This window comes from Olleya sp. ITB9 (assembly GCF_001315805.1).
GTDB lineage: Bacteria > Bacteroidota > Bacteroidia > Flavobacteriales > Flavobacteriaceae > Olleya > Olleya sediminilitoris.
This window is the reverse complement of record NZ_BCBW01000002.1, coordinates 42,974-65,542: the sequence shown is the minus strand read 5'-3', so window position 1 is coordinate 65,542 and position 22,569 is coordinate 42,974. Positions and strand designations below refer to the sequence as shown.

The window sequence follows — 22,569 nt, the reverse complement described above, 5'->3', positions numbered from 1 at the left end:
CAAAATTAAGATTTTAACATTAACAAAACCTTGCTTTTAACCTTACATTAACAAAAACGTTAATTTTTAAGGATTTGTTATTCTTTTTAAGATTTTTTTGTGGACTTTTCCTACCTCAAGCTTTGTTGTTTCTAGGTTTGTGTTATTAATTACAAAATCTGATAATTCGATTTTTTGATTATCCGACCATTGGTTATTCATAATAGCTTCTACTTTTTCTTTAGAAGAACTATCCCGTTTTAACACACGTTTTAACCTCACCTCTTTTGGGGCTACTACAGTAATAATGTAGTCATATTTTTTATAGCTTCCGTTTTCAAAAAGTATAGCAGCTTCGCTAATAACATAAGCTGTACTTTGCTTTTTTACCCAATTTGCAAAATGTTTTGCTACTTTTGGATGTACTATAGCATTCATTTGTTGCAATAAATCTTGGTTACTAAAAATTTGGCTTGCTACAAAAGGTTTGTTTAGTTTATCATCAATATAGGCTTGTTCTCCAAACAGCTTAATTAGTTTTCTTTTAATTATTTTAGAACGATTCATTAGAGCTTTAGCTTCAGTATCTGCTATATATATAGGGACGCCTAATGTTTTAAAAAAATTAGCGACTGTAGTTTTACCACTACCTATACCTCCTGTTAAACCTATAATTTTTGGTGTCATTGCTTTATAATAAACTCAATTTTTTGTTGTAATAATCTTACGTTTTTAACACCTTCAGGTTGTTTTACTATTATTGGTGTTAAAAAAGCATCATCAATAGCCTCTTTATAATCACATATAATTTTAAAATCTGTTGCTGTAATGTTATTAAAATTTTCTAAACTGGTTGCATAACTTATTGAAATCTGTTTAGGAAAATAATTAATACGTTTTCCTTTAGGACTATTTAAAATTTCAATTGGAAGTTGAACTATTCCTTCTGAAAATTTAGAAACTCCTAACTCAAAATTCACTTCTTTAACATTAGTTTTAACTTGGTTACCTAAACTGTCTAAGTTAAGTAGCAGTGCAATATTTACATCTGTTTTAATATCGTTTAATTCTAAAGATTCTGTATTAATAACTTTTACTTTATCAAGTATTGTTTTTGGTCCAATTAATTTTACACTATCAGGTAAAGTTTTAAAGGTTTCTAATGTATTGTAACCTTCTGCAAAATTTACAGTAGTATTAAATTGTACTGGTACATATTTAATATTATTAATATCATACTTAAATAACAAGGTATCAGGGTTGATGCTTATTACCTTTTTTTGTTTGTTAAACTGATTATTGATATTAGAAAAACCTCTAGAAATACTCCATATTAAAGAAGAATCTATTTTTACTACATCTGTCTTAAAATCCACATCTAATTTAGGTGTATTGATAGCGTATCTAAGCCAGTTAAAACCGTAGGTTTCCATAGTAATATTAAGCTTTAATTGGTCTTTGTTTAAAACCACAAAAGTATCGTCTACATTAATTGGATTAACTTCAAACGGAATAGTAGCTGTGTAAGATTTGGATAATTTTGTTAAAATTAATATTGAAAATGATAACACAAAAAATAGTAAAAAAACGTTTAGCTTTCTACTTTTAAACAATCCTAAAATTTTATGTTTAATATTTTGTTTCATTTAATTCTTGAAAAACAAATGTGGAAAAAGTTGCTCTGGTGTTTCTTTTTTTAAAGTTAACATTATTGTTGATTTAAAAAAACCATAACCATAACCTAAAAATTGAATGCATACTGCTAATATAGACTGAACTGCTATAATTATACTTTTTGTTTTAGCTAAAGCTGAAATAAATATCATTATAAAGTATCCTATTACCATATAAATTGGCCAATAAAAATTAAACATAGTCAATATTAAAGCTATTAAAACACTAAAACAAAACACAGTAGGAAACCAATAGGTTATCTTTTTAGTTTGAGGATGCCATTTATTTAATATTGGTCTTACAGAGCCAAATTTATTGACTTGCTTATAGAATTTAGACCAAGAAATACGTCTTTTATGAAACACATAGGCTTCTGGAATTAATTTTGTTCTATAACCTAAATTCCATAATCTAATGGATAAATCTGGATCTTCTCCTGGATGTATGTTTCCAAAACCATTAGTAGCCTTAAAAGCTTGTTTAGACAATCCCATATTAAAACTTCTAGGCTGAAACTTGTCTAAACTTTTTTTATTTCCTCTAATCCCTCCTGTTGTTAATATGGATGTCATACTAAAATCTATAGCTTTTTGAAGATTAGTAAACGATTGATGTGCACCATCTGGACCACCAAAACAATCTACAAAATCTTGTTTTAAACTATTTTCAACTTGAGTTAAATAGTCTTTAGGTAATAAACAATCACTATCTAAAATAATAAAATAATTACCTTTTGCTATTTGCATTCCGTAATTTCTAGAATCTCCTGGACCAGAATTAGGTTTAAAATAGTAGGATATATCTAATGTATCGGAATATTTTTCAACTACATCTTTAGCTGTAATAGAAGAACCGTCTTCTATAATAACAATCTCATAATCAACCACTGTATCTAATTTTGAAAAACTTAATAAAAGCTCTTCTATTTCATTAGGACGATTATAAACTGGGATAATAAAAGAAAAATGTAGTTTCATATCACAAATGTAAGTTAATCATATAAAAAAAGCCACCTATATAGGTGGCTTTTAATGGTATTAAAAATTAAGGTTAGTTCTTAATAATTTTAATTGTTTCGGTAGTATCATTAATAGTTACTTTAACAAAATATGCACCTGAATCTAAATTAGCCATATCTACAGTGCTATTAAAACTGTATGGTGAGTTTCTGTAAACTTCTTGACCTAACATATTATAAACACTAACATTTGAAATCTCTTTTTGAGCTTTTAAGTTTAAACTATTACTAACTGGGTTTGGATAGTAGGTAAATAATGATTCTTTTCTAAAGTCTTCAGTACTTAAACTTAAATCTTGTAAAGTTGCAGTATCTGATGTATTAACATTAATTCTAAAAGAACCTTCAGCATTATCTATAGTTCCACTATTATGAGCTACATTTACCCAATACTGTGTACCTGCAGTTGCAGAAAAAGAATATGATTCACCATCACCTACAAAACCTGAATCAGAGTTTCCAACACAAGTAAACGCTCCACAATCTCCTGATAACACTGTAATTTCTGGATTCCATCCAACTATATTAGATATTGCTACATCAATTGTACCTGCATCAGCAATTTTAAAAGTATACCATACACCATCATTAGCAGATCCACATCCTGTTTCAATAATAAACCCATCATTATTTGTTGCATTTGTTGCATCTTGGGTATCACCATTATTAAACTGTGTAATTGTAATTGCATTTGCACAATCATCATTTATTGGTGGACATAAATTAGTAAAATCACCTAAACTTACATCACATACTGCACTAGATCCATGTTGTAATGTTAATGCTACAGTACTACTATCTGTATAAGGACCAACTGTATACACACCTAAAGTAGTCACTGGTGTTGTAGTTGTACCATCAAATATTGAAGGAGAATCACTACCTAAGTCAGTAACATCTACATCAATATAAAACTCAAAGTTTGCACAATCAGCAACTACCGTTGCTGATCCTGCTGGAGGAGCACAAGTTATATCAACAATATTAACATCCACATCCATAGTTACACCATAACTAGAACTATTACATGGTTCAGTAGCATCTGAATTTGTATAATCAGTTACTATTCGCATTCTATGTATTCCTAAAGTTGCTGTCTCAGACATCATAAATGAAGCATCTAAAATATCTGTACCTGTATCTCCATCTGGAGACACACCTGTGTACATTAATTCTGTAGTATCAAAAACAAAATCGTCGTTGTAATCAATCCAAATATTTGTACCGTATGCATAGTTAGTCATAAATGTAATTACCACATTTGCAGATATACCTTGACCTAAATCAACTGGAGCACCAGTAAAATCTTCATATGAAACATCACCTGCACTGACAAAATCTGTAGTGGCAACTTGTAAATTACCAATACCCGAACCATCAATACTTGAAGGTACAGATTCACAATAACACATAGCAGCAATAGTTGTATAAGTATTTTCAACACAATCAATAGCTGGACCAAATATATTATATGGTGTTAAAGTATAATAATACGTAGTATTTGATGTTTGATTTTCAACTTCATAAGTTACCACGTCTCCTACATTCACATCATCTAGAATATCATTCCCTCCAGATGTTGTTCCTACTGTTAAATTATAACCTTCGGCTTCAGCTACAGCATCCCAAGTCAGTATTGTGCTAAAAATACCACAAGTTGAATTAGGTGTAGCCATTACATTTTCTGCGCAATCTGGATTAGCTGGTAAATTGTATTCTGCTAAACAAAACGACAATGGATTAACATCTGGTGCTCCAAAATCATAAACCTGGATTATAAGATCTTGACCTAGAGTCCAACCTGATAAAACATAATCATCACTAGCAAATGTTGCAGCACAAGTTATTTCATTACCTGTTGAAGCATCACGAATTACAACCCCTGGACTACCTCCTCCATCATTCCAAATTAAAGCATCAGAAGTTGAAGTCCAAGATAAAAATATATCCTGCCCTGTATTTGTTGTGTTACATGTACCGTCTAAACCACTATCTGTATAACCTGAACTAAAATTATAAGAAAACGTATAATTTGAAGTATCACATGTAGAACCTTCTGCGGATGGCGTAAATGCTATTGGGTTTGAGAAATTATCACCTTCTAATGCTGTCAATTTTGCAACACCTAACCTATCAGAAGTGTCCTCAAACATTGTTTTGGTAGTACTATCAATGTATACCATTAAATCTTGACTATAAAAATAGTCATTATATGAATCTATTAGCAAAATAGTTTGCTGAGTATTTCCAACACCAACTTGCAATTGAGCAAAAGTATAAACTGCCGAAAATAATATTAAAAATAATAAAGTATTTTTCTTCATATTAAATTGTAGTGTAAGTTAATTATTTTTTAAAAGTATTGAAATATTGACAACAATAGAATGCATACACTACTAAATCGATAAAACACACCAAAGAATGGTTATAATACCTGGATCATAACATTAACAGAAGACATTAAACTAAAAAAGCCTTACAAAACTGTAAGGCTTTTAAATACTAAATATTCAATATATTATTTATCTTGACCTTCTACAAATGCATTCATAACCGCATCACTTACTCCCATGTTACTAAAACCTCCATCGTGGAATAAGTTTTGTAGTGTCACACGTTTAGTTAAATCACTAAATAATGATACGGTATAGTTAGCACAATCTAAGGCTGTTGCATTACCTAAAGGCGACATTTTTTCCGCGTAAGCGATAAACCCATCAAAACCTTTAACTCCACTACCTGCAGTAGTTGGCGTTGGTGATTGTGAAATTGTATTAACACGTACTTTTTTGTCTCTTCCAAAAAAGTAACCAAAACTACGAGCGATACTTTCTAAATAAGCTTTATTATCAGCCATATCGTTATAATCAGGAAAGACACGTTGTGCAGCCATATAAGTTAAAGCTACGATACTTCCCCATTCATTCATTGCATCTTGTTTATATAAAGTCTGCATTGTTTTGTGAAAAGACATTGCTGATACGTCTGTACCTTTTTGTGTCCAAGCATAATTTTGATCTGTATAATGTTTACCTTTTCTAACATTAATTGACATACCTATAGAATGTAATACAAAATCTATTTTACCTCCTAAAATCTCCATAGATTTTTCAACAAGATTTTGTAAATCTTCTTCACTTGTTGCATCTGCAGGTATAATCTGTGATCCAGTTTTTTCTGCTAAAGCATTTATTTGTCCCATACGCATTGCAACTGGTGCATTGGTTAAAACAAACGTACCTCCTTCTTCATGAACACGTTCGGCAGTTTTCCAAGCAATAGAGTTTTCATCTAATGCTCCAAATATAATTCCTCTTTTTCCTTTTAATAAATTGTATGACATAACTTATAGTTTATCAGTTAAGTTGTTAGTTTATTTTAATATCTTTCAAAGATAGTATTTAATATGTTTTTATTTCGCTTTCGCGGAAATTAAGCCTCTAATTTAATAATTGTTTGGCATGTGCAATTGCCGAATCTGATAGTTGACTTCCACCTAACATTTGTGCAAGTTCGACAACACGATCATCATGATTTAACTTAATAAGATTAGTAGTTGTTACCTCATTAACATCTTTTTTATACACTTTGTAATGTGTATTCCCTTTTGCAGCTATTTGAGGTAAATGTGTAATACTAAAAACTTGCATTTTAGTACTCATTTGTGACATTATATCAGCCATTTTATTAGAGATTTCTCCAGATACACCTGTATCAATCTCGTCAAACATAATAGTTGGTAATTTGACGTATTTAGATAAAATAGATTTTATAGCTAACATAATTCTAGACAGCTCACCACCTGAGGCAGCTTTTTTAAGAATATTAAATTGACCTCCTTTATTTGCAGAAAACAAGAAGTTTAAATTATCCTTACCATTATTTAGATACGTATCAGAAGCTAACAAACTAATATCAAATTGGGCATTTGGCATGCCTAGTTGACTTAAAATTGCTTCTAATTGCTTTTTTAACTCTGGAATAGCCTTATTACGTTTATCAGTAATTTGTTTGGCTTCAGTATTTAAAATCTTTTCTAATGCAGCAATTTCATTTTCTTTAGCTAAAATATCTTGATCTGCATTTTCTGTAGCTTCAACTTTTTTAGATAAATTGTCTCTAATAATTATTAATTCTGCTACTGTCTTTACTAGATGTTTTTGCAACAAATTATTTAGTGTCGTTAGTTTACCACTAACCACTTCTAACCTATTAGGGTCTGCATCTAAATTTCCTTCAAATCGTTCAATATCTACTAAAACATCGTCTAAATCAATCAAACTACTTGTTACTCTATCAAGAATACCTTGGTAGCTAGAGGATATTGTTGCTAATTTTTGCAATGCTGTTTTAACCTCTCTTAAAGACGTTAAAACACCTGTTTGTTCTTCATTTAACAGTGCATTGGCTTCCTCTAACTTAAGCTGAATATTTTCTACATTACTTAATAATTCATATTCTTCTTCTAAAGTTTCTAACTCATCTTCTTTTAGGTTAGCTACTACCAATTCGTTTAATAAAAACGAATTGTAATCGTGCTCTTTAGTCGCTTCCGCTTGAAATTGTAATAATTGTTTTAATTCCTTTTTTAAAACTTTATGTTGCTTTAAGTAAGTTGCATAAGTCAACAAATTAGTGTCGGTTTTTGCTAAAGCATCAATCACTTGAAATTGAAAAGCATCATTTACCAATTGCATGGTTTCATGCTGAGAATGTATATCTATTAATTGTTCTCCTAATGCTTGAAGACTAGATAAATTTACAGGCGAATCGTTTACGAAGGCTCTAGATTTTCCTGAAGGTAAAATTTCACGTCTAATTATTGTCTGCGTTTCGTAATCTAAATCTTGTTCTTTAAATAAGGTTTTAAGTTTATATTTTGAAATATCAAAAGTAGCTTCAATAATACACTTATTTTCTGGGTTACGTAAACTTGACAAATCAGCTCGTTTACCTAAAATTAAAGAAAGACCTCCTAATAATATAGATTTTCCTGCTCCAGTTTCACCTGTAATAATGGTAAAACCATCGTTAAAGTTAACCTGAAGTTGATCTATTAATGCGTAGTTTTTTATTGTTAATCCTGTAAGCATTCTTAAAGTGAAAAGTTAAAAATTAAAAAGTGAAAAGTTTTGGTTTTTCGCTTTTTAAGAATGAAAATAATTTAAGTCTAAAATTTTATATTTCTCCATTTAGAAGAATGTATTGGCGCCACTTTGTTAAGTGTTTCTATTAAGTCTGCGATATCAACACTTGGACCATCAGAAAAAATTTGTTCTATTTCTTCTGCTTTAGCATCAAAAAACACACGTAATAAATACGAGTTTGGACGTCTTCTATTCATATCCTTGAAATAAGACAAACTAGATGCTATTTTGTTTTTAGCTTCTTTTTGATTATCACTCATAGCATCCAAACCAAGTCTATGATAGTCATATAAAACGGTTCTAAATTCTTTAAAAGTTGGTGATAATAAATTGTCTATTAACGCAAATCTACTTTGCAAACCATCTGATAACTTCCATCCTGCGTAATTTTCTTGCTGAGAAAAGTTAACAATGTTTTGCGCTTGCTCAAAATACTTACTTCCGCCTTGTTTTTTAAAGGTTTCTGCATCCATACCTAAAATCATATTAACATGAAAAGCTAAAACAGATATTAAATTAGAGGCATACTGTGTTTCATTATATATAAGGTTTTGAAACTCGATATACTCAAACGTAAAATTTTTATCGTTAATATTATATAATGGAGTTGTATAACTTGAACCAAAAACTGGTCTTGACGATTGTATTTGCAATGTTGCTTTATAGTTGTTACCTGAATACTCACTAATATTTATTACAAAATTACAATCTATACGCTCTTGAGGTTTAACCTTTATATCTGTCCATTGTGTATTAGATATAAATTCTTTCAGTTGTTTTTCAAGTGTTTTAAATTGTTGTAAGTTTTCATTACCTGTTTGCTGTGCATTTACAACGACAGTAGCATTTAACTCTTGTGCGTTGATTGAAACACTAAAACAAAATAAAAATAAGAATAAAAAATTACGCATTTAGTGTATTTATTATAGTATTAAAAAGGTCTTTAGCAACTTCAGCTTTATATTTCAACTGGTAAACAGTAGCTTCTTCGTCTTTATTAATTAAAGTTACTTTATTTGTATCAGACTTAAATCCTGCACCTTTATCGTTTAACGAATTTAAAACAATTAAATCTAAATTCTTCTTTTTAAGCTTCAATTTTGCATGCTCAAGCTCGTTATTAGTTTCTAAAGCAAAACCTACAAGAAACTGCTTGGTTTTAATTTGACCTAATGAGGCTAAAATATCTTTTGTTTTTTCTAACTCTAAAGTTAACGTTGAAGTTTTCTTTTTTATTTTTTGAGTAGCGATATTTTTTGGTCTATAGTCTGCAACCGCAGCAGACAATATAGCAATATCAGATTTATTAAAATGAAGGTGAGCAGCATCATACATTTGTTGTGCACTTACCACAGGAATAACTTTAATTAAGTTATGATTAACCGTTTGATGCGTTGGACCAGAAATTAAAACAACATTTGCTCCTAAATTAGCTGCTGCTTTTGCAATTTCAAACCCCATTTTTCCAGAGGAATGATTACCAATAAATCTTACAGGATCTATAGCTTCATAGGTTGGTCCTGCTGTTATTAAAACGGTTTTATTTTTTAAAGGCAAACCGTTAATGATATCTTTTTCTATAAACGAAACAATATCTTCTGGTTCTGCCATACGACCTTGACCAACAAGTCCACTAGCTAATTCTCCTGAAGTAGCAGGAATCATAACATTACCATAGCTTTTAAGTGTTTCAAAAGAATGCACTGAGGATGGATGAATATACATATCCAAATCCATTGCTGGTGCAAAATACACTTTACATTTTGCCGATAAATAGGTTGCTAATAAAAGATTGTCACAAGTACCATTTGCCATTTTTGACAATGTATTTGCTGTTGCAGGAGCAACAACAAAATAATCTGCCCAAAGTCCTAATTCTACATGGTTATTCCACATAGCATTGTCATCATCATCGTTAGTAAATGTTGAATGAACAGGGTTTTTGGATAGTGTAGATAGTGTTAACGGAGTAACAAAATCTTTAGAAGCAGGTGTCATAACGACTTTTACGTTGGCACCTGCTTTTATGAATGCTCTGACTAATGTAGCAGTCTTATAAGCAGCAATACCAGCACTGACGCCTAATAGTATGTTTTTGCCACTTAATATAGACATAGTTTTAGTCTTTTTTATCTTGCTCTGTATTTCTGTGGTAGATTTTGTCATCTAACCATTCTTGAACTGCTAAAGCATGAGGTTTAGGTAATTTTTCGTAAAACTTAGAGACTTCAATTTGTTCTTTGTTTTCAAAAATTTCTTCTAAACTGTCATTATAAGTAGCAAACTCTTCAAGCTTTTCAATTAATTCCTTTTTAATTTCAGAATTAATTTGCTCTGCTCTTCTAGAAATAACTGAAATTGCTTCATAAATGTTGTTTGTTGGAGCATCAATTGCATTTCTGTTATAAGTAGTCGTTGATAACGGAGCGTCGATTTTTTTTAAATCCATAATATATATTAGCTTTTGGTACTATATTGTTGTAATTGTTCGTTTAAATCTTCAGCCATACTATCTGCTTCTTCCAAAAATTCTAATTCACCTTTGGATTTTTTGTAGCTATTATAATATGTAATTGCTGTATTTAACCTTTCTTCTTTTTTACTTTCTACACTTTTCATTGCTAACTGATAAGCAGAATCAAATCTATAAAACAACGCTTTTTCGCGTAAGGTTGTTCCAGGAAAATCTGCTATAAAGTTATTAAAAGCACTTATTGATGCTTTAAAGTCAGAAATATGATTGTATTGTTTTGCAATACTGTAAGCTTTAAATTCTAGTCTGTATTCTAAATCTTTTACCAATTCGTTAATTTTTGGCATGTGCTCTGACGTTGGATACAGGTTTGCGAATAATTGTAATTTTTCTAATGCGTGATTTGTATCGTGTTGTTCTTTAGAATATACAGGTGCTAAATCTGCATAACTAATTGCGCTTTTATAATAGGCTTCTTCCACCTTTTCACTTTTAGGATATGATGAAGCAAAACGCTCAAACTTATAACCTGCTAAGTATTCTTGACCTGTTTGAAAATAGCAATCTGCATCTAAAAACATTAATTTTTCTGCTTGAGGCTTACCTCTATATGCTGGTAAAATTTGTTCAAATAAGCGACTAGCTTTATTAAATTTTCCTTCATTATATAGTTGTTCTCCCATTTTAAACTTAACAGCAACGTCTTCAGACTTTAAAGCCTTTTGATAATCACTACAAGAAGTAAAAACTAAAAATGTAATTAAGATGTAAAATAAATTCTTCATAAAATTTTAACGAAGCGCAAAAATACGCTATTTAAATGGATTTTAAAAATATAATTTAGTTGCTAAATTAATTGAAGATATCAAGTTTGATATAGGTTTAAGTATAATTTAACTTTTATCAAAATTTGAAAGGAATGCCTCAATACTATTTTCTAACTGATCTGTTGCAGGAACTAATGGCAATCTAACTGTGGTAGCACATAAATTTAATTGGCTTAACACAGCTTTGACTCCTGCTGGATTGTTTTCAGCAAAAATTAAATTTACAATGTCCATCATTTTAAAATGCAAATCATAAGCTTCTTTTGCTTTACCTTCTAAACCTAGGTTTATCATTGTAGAAAATGCTTTTGGTAAGGCTTGACCTATTACAGATATTACTCCTGCTCCTCCTGCTAAAACAACTCCTAGAGCTAAATCGTCATCTCCTGAAATAACTGAAAAATTCTCAGGTTTATCTCTTAATAACTCTAAATATTGTCCCATATTGTTTCCTGCTTCTTTTACAGCCACAACATTGTCAAAATCTTTTGCTAAACGCAACGTCGTCTCTGGAGACATGTTTTTTGCTGTACGTCCAGGTACATTATATAGTATAACTGGTACTGGACAAGCTTCTGCTACTGCTTTAAAATGCTGGTAAAATCCTTCTTGTGTTGGTTTACTGTAATATGGAGCAACGGATAAAATTCCTGCGAAAGCAGACAAATCTGTATTTTCGATTTCTTCTACAACTGCTACTGTATTATTACCTCCAATACCTAAAACTAAAGGTACACGTCCTTTATTGTATTTAATTATTGCTGTAACTATATCTTTTTTTTCTTGTTTGGTAACTGTAACGCTTTCACCTGTTGTACCACTTATTACTATGTAATCTGTACCATTGGTAATGTTATATTCTACAATATTTTCTAGCGCTTTGTAATCGACCGTTAAGTCATCATTAAAAGGTGTTACAATTGCTACTCCTGTGCCTAAAAAAGGGTTATTCATTACTTTAATTTATTTAATATGTTTAGGTATTTTATTAATTCGGTTTTGAAAACGGATTTATCATTAATATTTACATTAATAATTAAATCGTTTAATTCTGGATTAGTGTTATTTAAACCAACTTTTAGGGTTGCATTTGTAGCTGCTGTTGCAACTTGCAATGCTAAATCATTGGTTTGATACAAGTTAATTAACAAATCAAAAGATGTATTTACAAAACCCTTAGCTATTTGCGATTTAAATTGACCATTCCAGCTCAAATCCTTTTTTGCAAAGGTATTTGTAAAGACAGAAATTTCCTCTTTTTTAGGATTAAAATATGATAAAATTTTTAATTGATTTTGATTGACTTTTAGGCTTTGTGCTAAATTATTAATCCACTCTATATCAGTAAACTCATTATTATCTACCAGTACACCAATGCTATTAATTTTGTTGTCATTAGGCTGTACTACTCTGTTTAGTACAGATTTCTTAACATACTTTTTATTAGATTTGTCTATAAATCTTTTTAAAATCATCTATCTTTATTCCTTTGTTACAAATGTAATGATTGTAACTAAATATTGACTTTAAATTATTCAACTTTAAATATGAATTTAAGACCACTTTTATTTTTGCTTGCTATTATGTCTTTAGCATCCTGTAAGCAAGAGACTTTCAGTTTAACTAAAATTGAAGGAAAACAGATCCCAATTACGGACTCTATTGCTATTGATAAAGGCATAGACTCGATAATTAAACCTTTCCGCGAAAGCGTTAATAAAGACATGAATGCTATATTGTCTTACGCACCTGAAACATATAGCAAAAATGATGGAGACTTAAACACAGCTATTGGTAACTTAATGGCTGATGCTGTATTGACGCAAAGTGACCCAATTTTTAACAAACGCACTGGTCATAATATAGATATGGTTTTACTAAATCATGGTGGTATACGATCTATTATATCTAAAGGAAATGTAACGACTAGAACTGCTTTTCAGATTATGCCTTTTGAAAACAGTATTGTTGTTGTTGCATTAAAAGGACAACAAATTGATAGCCTAACAGACTACTTAAGTAAATCTAAGCGTCCACATCCAATTAGTGGATTGCAATTAACTTTAGACAAAAACTATGCTATTACTGAAGCTTTATTAAATAATGAACCTATCCAAAAGGATAAGACCTATTATGTTGCTACTAACGACTATTTATATAATGGTGGTGACCGAATGCGATTTTTTAAAACCAATGATAGTCTTTATGTTTTAGATTATAAAATAAGAAACGCTATGATAGACTACTTTAAAAGTGTAGACACTATCAAACCTGTAATTGACAATAGATTTATCCAAACTAAATAACTAAACATGAAACGTAGAGACTTTATACAACAAGCAACAGCAGCTACTGCTTTAATTACAGTTGGTGGTTATGGATTACAATCTTTTGCAACAACTGCCAATACTAAAAAAATCACCATTTTACACACTAACGATGTGCATAGTCACATTGATGCTTTTGGTCCTGAAGATGGACGAAATGCTAACAAAGGTGGTGTAGCTAGGCGTGCTACTTTAATTGAAAATATTAGAAAAGAAAACCCTAATACCCTATTACTTGATGCTGGTGACATTTTTCAAGGTACACCATACTTTAATTATTATGGAGGAGAATTAGAATTTAAACTAATGAGTCGCTTAAAATACGACTTAGCTACTATTGGTAATCATGATTTTGATAATGGTATTGATGGTTTATATGCACAATTACCACATGCTAAATTTGGTTTTGTATCTGCAAACTACGACTTTAAAAATACTGTTATGGATACACATGTTAAGCCCTATCAAATATTTAAAAAAGAAGGTTTGAAAATAGGTGTATTTGGGTTAGGAATACAATTAGATGGTCTTGTTGATAAGTCTATGTACAAAGAAACAGACTATTTAGATCCTATTGAAACTGCGCAAGAAATGACAAGAATCCTTAAAAAGGATGAACAATGCGATTTAATTATTTGCTTGTCTCACTTAGGATATAACTACAAGAAAAATCCAAACAAAATAAGTGATCTTAACTTAGCCAAAAACACTAAAGACATAGACTTAATTATTGGTGGTCACACACATACTTTTTTACCAAAACCTACAGTTGCACAAAATATTGATGGCAAAAATGTATTAGTAAACCAAGTTGGTTGCTACGGAATTAATCTTGGTAAAATTGATTTTTATTTTGAATCTGATAACACTAAAAAAGCTGAAGGAACATCAATAATTGTTTAACGTCTTAAAGCTTGTGGTGAACTTAATGGTGGATTGTTTTTTATTTTGATATACTCGTATAAAAAATAAAATCCAACTGCCATTAGTGAAGAATATATAACTTGTAGTAATTGTTGAGACGAAATAAACAAATAAGCCACCTGAACCATTTCTGAAAAAACAATACAAACACTAGCTAAAAACAGGAATAAACCAGGTTTAGTCTCGTGATATAAATAATGTATTAACGATAATGATAATACTAGTAATATTAATACATTATAGGTTACCTCGATTAAAAAATCTAATGAATATACAGATATATCTTCATCTTGCATGATCATTTGATTTAATACATATATAATGTAAGCATTAAACACTAACAATACAATAATATGTATTTTAAATTCTTTTAATAATGGTTTCAATTTAATGTCTTTAACAAAAAAGACTATTAATGCAATGTAGGCTATAATTACTAAGATATTTGCAAAATAGTAAGCCATAGCGTTACTAGTGTCAAAGACTATTTTTAAAAACTCTGCAATTGAAAAAGCTATAAGAAAAAAGCCAAACAAATGATTTTTGTCCTTTACATGACTGTAGTACAAATAAACAAATAGTGGAAAAATGGCTATCCAAGAATAATTTGATAAAGTAGGACAAACAAATATTCTACCAACCGCAACAAGCAGCACAAGTATAACCAATATTATGGATACAACATTAAACCTTGATAACTTCATCATTTTGATTTGAGCAGCAAATATACATTAATTTTGTTATTAGACGAAAATAAACGCCTTTTAACGGATTAATATAACGACTACTGAATTTTTTGTAAGAAATCCTGCTCAGAAATTAATTCTACTTTCAGCTTCTCAGCCTTCTCTTTTTTGCTTGGTCCCATATTATCTCCAGCTACAATATAACTAGTTTTAGATGAAATTGAACTACTTACCTTTCCTCCATTATCTTCTATCAGTTTTTTAAGCTCAGTTCTTGATACCGAATGGAATACACCAGAAACTACTATAACTTGTCCTTTTAATTTGTCGGTTTGACCTGCTAATTTTTCAGCCGAAATCTCTAATTGTAAACCATAAGATTTTAATCTACTAATCATGTCTTGGTTTTCTGGATCAGCAAAAAAGTCAACAACACTTTCGGCTATTCTAATACCAATCTCGTTAACTTGTTCTAAATCTAAAACCGAAGCAAAAGCCAATGCATCAATCGTTTTATAATGTTTAACTAATGTTTTTGCAACAGTTTCACCAACAAACCTAATACCTAAAGCAAATAAAACACGTTCAAATGGTATTTGCTTTGAAGCTTCAATACCTGCAATTAAATTGTCAGCACTTTTCTCTGCCATGCGTTCTAGAGGTAAAACTTGTGCTTTGGTTAACTCGTATAAATCTGCATAATTTTTAATTAATCCTGCATTAACTAAAAGCGCAACGGTCTCTCCACCTAAGCCATCAATATCCATTGCTTTTCTAGAAATAAAATGCTGAATACGTCCAATGATTTGAGGATTACAACCATTATAATTTGGACAGAAATGTTTCGCTTCTCCAACTTCTCTTTGTAAAGGTGTATGACACTCTGGACATTCTGTAATATATTTAGTTGGCATTGAATGTTCTGGTCTTTCTGCTAAATTAACAGCAATAATTTTTGGTATAATTTCTCCTCCTTTTTCTACAAAAACCGTATCACCTTCTCTAATATCTAATTTTTCAATTTGATCTGCATTATGTAACGAAGCACGTTTTACCACTGTTCCTGCAAGTTCAACAGGTTCTAAATTAGCGACAGGTGTAATTGCACCTGTGCGACCAACTTGATAGGAAATACTATTTAAAACAGTACTAACCTGCTCTGCTTTAAACTTATATGCCATAGCCCATCGTGGTGCTTTGGATGTAAAACCAAGCTCATCTTGCTGGTGTAAATTATTAACCTTGACCACTACTCCATCAGTCTCATACGGTAAATCGTGTCTAGCAACATCCCAATGATTAATAAACTCAAAAACTTGATCAATATTTTGACACAATTTAGCTTCATTAGGCACTTTAAACCCCATTTGACGAGCTTTATCTAAGCTTTCAAAATGCGTTTTATAATCAAAAGCTCCACCAACTAAACCATATAATAAACAATCTAAAGGTCGTTTTGCAACCTCAGCACTATCTTGTAGTTTTAAACTACCAGATGCTGTGTTACGTGGGTTTTTATAAGGTTCTTCTCCATTAGCAATTCGTATTTCATTCATAGCATTAAACCCATCAAAAGGCAATACTATTTCTCCTCTAATTTCAAATTGCTCAGGCACATCTTCTCCTTTTAATTGTAAAGGCACAGAATTAATGGTTTTTATATTTGCTGTAACATCATCACCTTGAATCCCATCTCCACGTGTTACCGCATTAAACAAGGTTCCATTTTGATAAGTTAAGTTAATAGACGCTCCATCATATTTTAGCTCGCAAACATATTCAACTGGACCATCCACCATTTTTTTAATACGTGTTTCCCAATCTTTTAAATCTTCTAAAGAATACGAATTATCTAAACTATACATCCTGTGTTTATGCACCACTGTATTAAAGTTTTTTGTAACAGCACCTCCAACACGTAACGTTGGTGATGTAGCGTCAAAAAACTCTGGATGAGCCTCTTCTAAAGCTTGCAATTCTTTTAATTGTATATCAAAATCATAATCGCTAATAGTTGGACTGTCTAAAACATAATAATTATAATTATGTTCTCTTAACTGTTCTCTTAATGCGTTTATTTTTAATTGTATGCTCATATAATGTGACTATTAGCAATTGTTAACTGCTTATTGTATTATTTTTTTCTTCCAAAAACCATACGGTCTTTTCCAAAAAAATCTTGTTTTAGTTGTACGTTTTCAAAACCACTATGGATTAATAAATCTACTGTTTCACGACCTAAATATTCATTTATTTCAAAAAACAATTCGCCTTTAGGCTTTAAATATTGTAATGCAAAATTTGTAATGGCTTTATAAAAAATTAAAGGTTTATCATCGTCTACAAATAAGGCTAAATGCGGTTCGTTTTCTAACACATTAGCAGACATGGCTTGTTTTTCAAGCTGTCTTACATAAGGTGGGTTGGATACAATGGTATCAAATTTTAAATCCTTAAAAACACTATCCCAAGTCGTATTCTCTAAAATACTAGATTCTAAAAAGTTAACATTTACTTGGTTTAACATTGCGTTTTCTGATGCGGTTTGTATCGCTTTCGCGGAAACATCAAGCGCATGAACAGTACTTTTAGGTATGTTTTTGGCCAAACTAATAGCAATACAACCACTGCCTGTACCAACATCTAAAATTGAAGCGTTATTTACTGAAGCTTTGTTAATATAACTATCTATAATCAGTTGTACCAATTCTTCGGTTTCTGGACGCGGAATTAAAGTATTGGAATTAACTTTAAAAGGCAGTCCAAAAAACTCGGTCTCACCTATTATATATTGTATTGGTTGCTGTTTTTTTAATTGCTCTAAAGCGTCAAAAAAAGGCTGCTGCTCAGCTTTTGTGATACTTAAATTAATATCTAAAGCAACATCTAATCTTGAAATATTACTATACGCTTCCGTTAACATAAAGAAAAAAGTAAACACCTCATCCTTGCCATAAATGGCATCCAATTGATTATGAAACAACGCTTTTAAATCGTTTACCAACATCTACTTTATATGTTTTTTGACATCCAAATTCCACAACTAAAATGTCCTGTACGACCTAAAGGTCCATCAAGATGCTTAAAACCATTAGCTTCGTAAATATGGATCGCTTCTTTTAAAACAGGAATAGTTTCTAAATAGGCCTTTTTAAAACCTAAAGACTTTCCTTTTTCTAAACATTTTAAGAATAGCTTTTTACCAAAGCCTTTTCCGCGTAAGCGATTTGAAAAATACATTTTTTGTATTTCAAATACCTCCTCTTCCATTCCTCTTAAAGGTTTTAAACCTCCTCCTCCTTCAACTTTGCCATCAATGACAACAACATAATACACAGATTTTGGATCTGCATAAGCCTGAAACATTTTAGGGGTTTCAGCATCTTCATAAGCAGTACCAACTAAAGGTAAATTATACTCGATAAAAACCTCACGTATAACTGCCTCTATTTGAGGATTATCCTGTGGTTGGATTTCTCTTATTTCAATAGTAGTATTACTCACTTTTAAATGTTATTTTTGTCTTTGATTTAAAGGTGAAAGATACGGTAAATCTAAAAATAGAACCATGAGAAAAACACTAATTTTATTAACAATACTATTCTGCTTTTTAAGTTGCAAAGTGACTGAAAGACCAGAATTTATTAAAGTTGAAAACATTAAAGTGTCACACTCTAATTCTAAATTTATTACATTAACAGCTGATGCTTTTTTCTTAAACCCAAATCACATTAGTGGACAATTAAAAACAGATGGAATTAGGGTTATTGTTAACAACAACGAACTTGCATCTGTAACAAGCGAAAGTTTTAAAGTCCCTTCTAGAAAAGAATTTAGCATACCACTACAAGCCAAAATCCCAACAGATAGTTTACTTAGTAATAAAAATTTAAGTAGCTTATTAGGTAGTTTGTTTAGCAAAAAAATGAAAGTACAATACCTTGGTGAAATTAAGTATAAAATTTTAGGCTTCTCACATACTTACAATGTGGACCGAACAGAGGATGTAAAAATCAAACTATAATTTGACAGACCAATATTACATACAACGCGCTTTGCAAATTGGTAAAAACGGATTAGGACAAACACGTCCAAATCCAATGGTTGGTAGTGTAATTGTAGTTAACAATCGTATAATTGGTGAAGGTTATACTAGTAAATATGGAGGTAATCATGCCGAAGTTAATGCCATTAACAGCGTTACAGATAAATCGCTTTTAAAACAAGCCACCATTTATGTTACGCTTGAACCTTGCAGTCATTATGGAAAAACTCCACCTTGTAGCGATTTAATTATCCATCACCAGATACCTAACATTGTTATTGGTTGTGTAGATGATAATCCTGAGGTAGCAGGAAAAGGCATTAAAAAATTATTAGATGCTGGACGCAATGTTAAAGTTGGCGTATTAGAAACTGAATGTAAGGCACATCATAAGCGTTTTTTTACATTTCACAATAAAAAAAGACCTTACATCATATTAAAATGGGCAGAATCCGTTGATGGTTTTATAGCTCCAAAAAACAGAGATCAATTACAACCCGTTTGGATAACCAATCCAATATCAAGGCAACTAGTCCATAAATGGAGAGCTGAAGAGCAAGCCATTTTAGTTGGTACAAACACAGTTATCATGGACAATCCAAGCTTAACGGTTAGAGATTGGACAGGAAGCAACCCAACACGTGTCGTTTTAGACAAAAACAACTTATTGTCTAATGACTATACTATTTTTAACACTGAAGCAGAAACCCTAACTTTTAAAGAGCAATCTGTTACTGCTATCTGTGATTATTTATTTAAAAATAACATCAATTCTGTAATAATTGAAGGCGGATCAAAAACGTTACAAGCTTTTATTGATAAAAACCTTTGGGACGAAGCAAGAATTTTTAAAGGAGATATATTATTTTCTGAAGGCGTGTCAGCTCCTAATTTTAAAGGGAAACTTATCGAAAAACATTCGGTTTTAGACGATAAACTATTCATCTACTCTAATTTATAACGTCATTTTTAATTAAATTTTGTTTAATTAAATTATGATAATATATATTTTAAAACTAATTTTAAGCCACTATCAACAAGATTATTAGTAATTAAACGTCTATTTGATAGTATCGTTTTTTTTACAATAGCTTGATGTTTAAACTGTTAAAAAATAGTTTAAAATTCAGCCAAACAACAACCAAATCATGGCTTTACAAAGCAATACTACCATTTTTATAAATGGTCAAGAAATTACAGCTTTTAAAAAACTAACACTTAATCAGCAAATTGATGCACACCATTATCTAGTCTTACATTTTAGAATGGATGTACTTGAAGATTTAGAAATGACTTTAGGCGAAACGACTAAAAACTATCTAGGCGAAACTATTTCTATCCAAATAGCACCAATAGACGATATTGACAATTACCAACAATTAGAATTTAAAGGTATAGTCACACAGGTAAAAACTATTAAAGGTCATGAAACTAGTACTGGTGATACTATACAAGTAGTAGCACAAAGTCCTACTTTTATAACAGATGATGGCCCACATTATGCCTCACACAGTGACAAACAGCTTTCTGAAATTATACAAAATACGTTAATAGATTATGATCAATCGCAATTAGAAGTTGTAGTACAACCACAAAACAACGTATCTATACATTATACTGTACAACATAACGAAAGTGCTTATAATTATATAAGCAGACTTGCTGCACAGCACTCAGAATGGTTTTATTATAATGGATCTCAACTTATTTTTGGTGCACCAGAAACCAACGAGCTTGAACTAATCTATGGTTTTGATTTAAAAGAATACCATTTATCACTATTACCGCAATCGCACAACTATAAATATTATGCTAACGATTATTTACTAAACGAAATACACGAAAAAGACGCCAAAGACATTACCTCTGGAGTTAATGGATATAATGGTTTTGTAACCAATAAATCTAATAGTATTTTTAATAAAGAAACCAAAGTTTGGCATAACCACTATAACGATCCACAAGCAAAACAACGTTTAGACACTAGTATTGAGCTACAAAAAAAAGCTATCGAAATCAAACAAGTCATGCTTAATGGTGTTAGTGACAATCCAGGAGTCAAATTAGGAAACATTATAAAAATTGAAGGTAATAATTACCGAGTAACACGCGTTACACACTCTAACTCAGAAAATGGAAATTATTTAAACGAATTTGAAGCGATTACAGCAGAGTTTGATGCTTATCCAAATACCAATATAAGTGCATTTCCTAAAAGCGAAACACAAACAGCAATTGTATTAGAAAATGTTGATCCGGAAGGTTTAGGTAGAATCAGAGTACAGTTCCCTTGGCAAACCATTACAGGTGAGATGACACCTTGGATACGTATAGTAACACCACATGCTGGTGTAGACAAAGGCTTTCATTTTATACCAGAAGTTAACGAAGAAGTTTTGATTGGTTTTGAAGGTGGAAATGCTGAACACCCATACATGCTAGGTAGTTTATATAACGGAAACAATAAAGCTAGCACATTTGAAAGCAGTAATAACGACATAAAAGCCATACGTACAAGAAGTGGCCACACCATAGAGCTAAATGATACTGATGGTGAAGAAAAAATAAATATTTATGATAATGAAGGTAGTGTCATAACGTTTGACACACAAGCAAAATCATTATATATAACTGCTGCCGAAAATATAGAGTTTCAAGCCAAGAACATTAAAATGATTGCTGAAGAAAATATTGATATTCAAGCTCAAGGCGATATTAATGCCTCATCAGAAGGTGACACAAATATTATTTCAGAAAGTGCATTGGCATTACAATCTACTTCAGACACCACAATTAATAGTGATGCTTCCGTAGCTATTGAAACCTCAAGTGACGCTACAATAACAGGTATAAATGTAATTATAGAAGGTCAAGCCTCTGCAGAAGTTAATAGTGCACAAACCAAAGTATCAGGTAGCGCAATGACAGAAGTTTCAGGAGCAATTGTAAAAATAAATTAAACCCTAAAAATTATGCCAGGACCAGCAGCAACAATAGGAAGCATGCATGTATGCCCAATGTTAAACCCAGGAACTCCTCCTCCACCTCATGTCGGTGGACCAGTAGTTGGACCAGGTGTACCAACAGTATTAATTGGTGGTAAATCTGCAGCAGTAATGGGTGATTTATGTACGTGTATTGGACCTCCAGACACAATAGTTATGGGTGAAGGTACCGTTTTAATTGGCGGAAAACCTGCAGCAACCGTAGGTAGCTTAACTGCACATGGTGGACAAATAACTCAAGGCGAACCAACCGTATTAATTGGCACAGGTATTAGCCCAACCACATCAGTAATGCCTATTCATAAAATACCATTTCCAACAATTAATCCTACACTAAAAGTCATGGCGTCTATAACAGGTCGCAGAAGCCAATTAAATGAGGCTATAGCACAGCAAGAGGCGCTAAAAAAGGAAGTTATCAAAAGAGGATTCTTAAATGATTTTGGCTTTAGTATTTAATTCGT

22 protein-coding genes are annotated in these 22,569 nt (G+C 31.2%); 6 read left to right on the top strand and 16 right to left on the bottom strand.

The window, feature by feature from the left end:
* Window positions 1–66: 66 nt before the first annotated feature.
* The 12 genes from coaE to ITB9_RS00560 form a co-directional block, all read right to left on the bottom strand.
* Window positions 67–666 carry a dephospho-CoA kinase gene (coaE, locus tag ITB9_RS00615; protein ID WP_054850707.1) on the bottom strand — a complete coding sequence of 200 codons (600 nt, stop codon included), beginning with the start codon at window positions 664–666 and terminating at the stop codon, window positions 67–69.
* The gene (locus tag ITB9_RS00610; RefSeq protein ID WP_054850706.1) at window positions 663–1,625 is read right to left on the bottom strand and encodes a CdaR family protein; all 963 of its coding nucleotides are present in this window, start codon (window positions 1,623–1,625) and stop codon (window positions 663–665) included. Before ITB9_RS00610 ends, coaE begins: the two co-directional genes overlap by 4 nt.
* Window positions 1,626–2,630 (bottom strand): glycosyltransferase family 2 protein, encoded by a 1,005-nt coding sequence (locus ITB9_RS00605; protein WP_054850705.1) that lies wholly within the window; start codon window positions 2,628–2,630, stop codon window positions 1,626–1,628. It lies immediately after the preceding gene.
* 73 nt (window positions 2,631–2,703) lie between these two features.
* Entirely contained in the window at window positions 2,704–4,995 is a 2,292-nt protein-coding gene (locus ITB9_RS00600) for a T9SS type A sorting domain-containing protein (protein WP_054850704.1), read from the bottom strand.
* Between the two features lie 194 nt (window positions 4,996–5,189).
* Complete coding sequence (locus tag ITB9_RS00595) at window positions 5,190–6,014, bottom strand: enoyl-ACP reductase (RefSeq protein WP_028291410.1); 825 nt, start codon at window positions 6,012–6,014, stop codon at window positions 5,190–5,192.
* A 97-nt stretch (window positions 6,015–6,111) separates the two neighbouring features.
* On the bottom strand, window positions 6,112–7,764 hold the full coding sequence (gene recN, locus ITB9_RS00590; RefSeq protein ID WP_054850703.1) for a DNA repair protein RecN: 1,653 nt from the start codon (window positions 7,762–7,764) through the stop codon (window positions 6,112–6,114).
* A 77-nt stretch (window positions 7,765–7,841) separates the two neighbouring features.
* Window positions 7,842–8,729, bottom strand: coding sequence for a DUF4835 family protein (locus tag ITB9_RS00585; protein ID WP_054850702.1), 888 nt, complete (start codon window positions 8,727–8,729; stop codon window positions 7,842–7,844).
* The gene (gene coaBC / locus ITB9_RS00580; RefSeq protein ID WP_054850727.1) at window positions 8,722–9,933 is read right to left on the bottom strand and encodes a bifunctional phosphopantothenoylcysteine decarboxylase/phosphopantothenate--cysteine ligase CoaBC; all 1,212 of its coding nucleotides are present in this window, start codon (window positions 9,931–9,933) and stop codon (window positions 8,722–8,724) included. The genes ITB9_RS00585 and coaBC overlap by 8 nt, the downstream gene beginning before the upstream one ends.
* Window positions 9,934–9,937: 4 nt before the next feature.
* Complete coding sequence (locus ITB9_RS00575) at window positions 9,938–10,267, bottom strand: DNA-directed RNA polymerase subunit omega (protein ID WP_054850701.1); 330 nt, start codon at window positions 10,265–10,267, stop codon at window positions 9,938–9,940.
* Window positions 10,268–10,275: 8 nt separating this feature from the next.
* Entirely contained in the window at window positions 10,276–11,076 is an 801-nt protein-coding gene (locus ITB9_RS00570) for an outer membrane protein assembly factor BamD (RefSeq protein ID WP_054850700.1), read from the bottom strand.
* 108 nt (window positions 11,077–11,184) lie between these two features.
* Window positions 11,185–12,072: a 4-hydroxy-tetrahydrodipicolinate synthase gene (dapA, locus tag ITB9_RS00565; RefSeq protein WP_054850699.1), complete on the bottom strand. Its 888-nt coding sequence runs from the start codon at window positions 12,070–12,072 to the stop codon at window positions 11,185–11,187.
* Window positions 12,072–12,593: a hypothetical protein gene (locus ITB9_RS00560; protein ID WP_054850698.1), complete on the bottom strand. Its 522-nt coding sequence runs from the start codon at window positions 12,591–12,593 to the stop codon at window positions 12,072–12,074. Before ITB9_RS00560 ends, dapA begins: the two co-directional genes overlap by 1 nt.
* A gap of 72 nt (window positions 12,594–12,665) precedes the next feature.
* Here ITB9_RS00560 and ITB9_RS00555 point away from each other — a divergent pair, with 72 nt between their 5' ends.
* On the top strand, window positions 12,666–13,424 hold the full coding sequence (locus ITB9_RS00555) for a 5'-nucleotidase C-terminal domain-containing protein (RefSeq protein WP_028607140.1): 759 nt from the start codon (window positions 12,666–12,668) through the stop codon (window positions 13,422–13,424).
* A 6-nt stretch (window positions 13,425–13,430) separates the two neighbouring features.
* A complete protein-coding gene (locus ITB9_RS00550) occupies window positions 13,431–14,348 on the top strand; it encodes a bifunctional UDP-sugar hydrolase/5'-nucleotidase (RefSeq protein ID WP_054850697.1) in 918 nt (305 codons plus the stop codon).
* Here the strand turns inward: ITB9_RS00550 and ITB9_RS00545 are convergent.
* From ITB9_RS00545 to ITB9_RS00530, 4 genes are all read right to left on the bottom strand, one after another.
* Complete coding sequence (locus ITB9_RS00545) at window positions 14,345–15,076, bottom strand: hypothetical protein (RefSeq protein ID WP_148638291.1); 732 nt, start codon at window positions 15,074–15,076, stop codon at window positions 14,345–14,347. The genes ITB9_RS00550 and ITB9_RS00545 overlap by 4 nt on opposite strands.
* A 77-nt stretch (window positions 15,077–15,153) precedes the next feature.
* A complete protein-coding gene (gene ligA / locus ITB9_RS00540) occupies window positions 15,154–17,151 on the bottom strand; it encodes an NAD-dependent DNA ligase LigA (protein WP_054850695.1) in 1,998 nt (665 codons plus the stop codon).
* Window positions 17,152–17,189: 38 nt separating this feature from the next.
* Complete coding sequence (gene prmC, locus ITB9_RS00535; RefSeq protein ID WP_054850694.1) at window positions 17,190–18,062, bottom strand: peptide chain release factor N(5)-glutamine methyltransferase; 873 nt, start codon at window positions 18,060–18,062, stop codon at window positions 17,190–17,192.
* 5 nt (window positions 18,063–18,067) lie between these two features.
* Window positions 18,068–18,559 (bottom strand): GNAT family N-acetyltransferase, encoded by a 492-nt coding sequence (locus tag ITB9_RS00530; protein ID WP_054850693.1) that lies wholly within the window; start codon window positions 18,557–18,559, stop codon window positions 18,068–18,070.
* A 64-nt stretch (window positions 18,560–18,623) separates the two neighbouring features.
* Here ITB9_RS00530 and ITB9_RS00525 point away from each other — a divergent pair, with 64 nt between their 5' ends.
* The 4 genes from ITB9_RS00525 (at window position 18,624) to ITB9_RS15885 (ending at window position 22,564) form a co-directional block, all read left to right on the top strand.
* Complete coding sequence (locus ITB9_RS00525; protein ID WP_054850692.1) at window positions 18,624–19,079, top strand: LEA type 2 family protein; 456 nt, start codon at window positions 18,624–18,626, stop codon at window positions 19,077–19,079.
* Window position 19,080: 1 nt separating this feature from the next.
* Window positions 19,081–20,061 (top strand): bifunctional diaminohydroxyphosphoribosylaminopyrimidine deaminase/5-amino-6-(5-phosphoribosylamino)uracil reductase RibD, encoded by a 981-nt coding sequence (ribD, locus tag ITB9_RS00520; RefSeq protein ID WP_261975529.1) that lies wholly within the window; start codon window positions 19,081–19,083, stop codon window positions 20,059–20,061.
* A gap of 187 nt (window positions 20,062–20,248) precedes the next feature.
* Window positions 20,249–22,060, top strand: a complete 1,812-nt coding sequence (locus ITB9_RS00515; protein WP_054850691.1) for a type VI secretion system Vgr family protein — start codon at window positions 20,249–20,251, stop codon at window positions 22,058–22,060.
* Window positions 22,061–22,072: 12 nt separating this feature from the next.
* Complete coding sequence (locus tag ITB9_RS15885) at window positions 22,073–22,564, top strand: PAAR domain-containing protein (protein ID WP_054850690.1); 492 nt, start codon at window positions 22,073–22,075, stop codon at window positions 22,562–22,564.
* Window positions 22,565–22,569 lie beyond the last annotated feature (5 nt).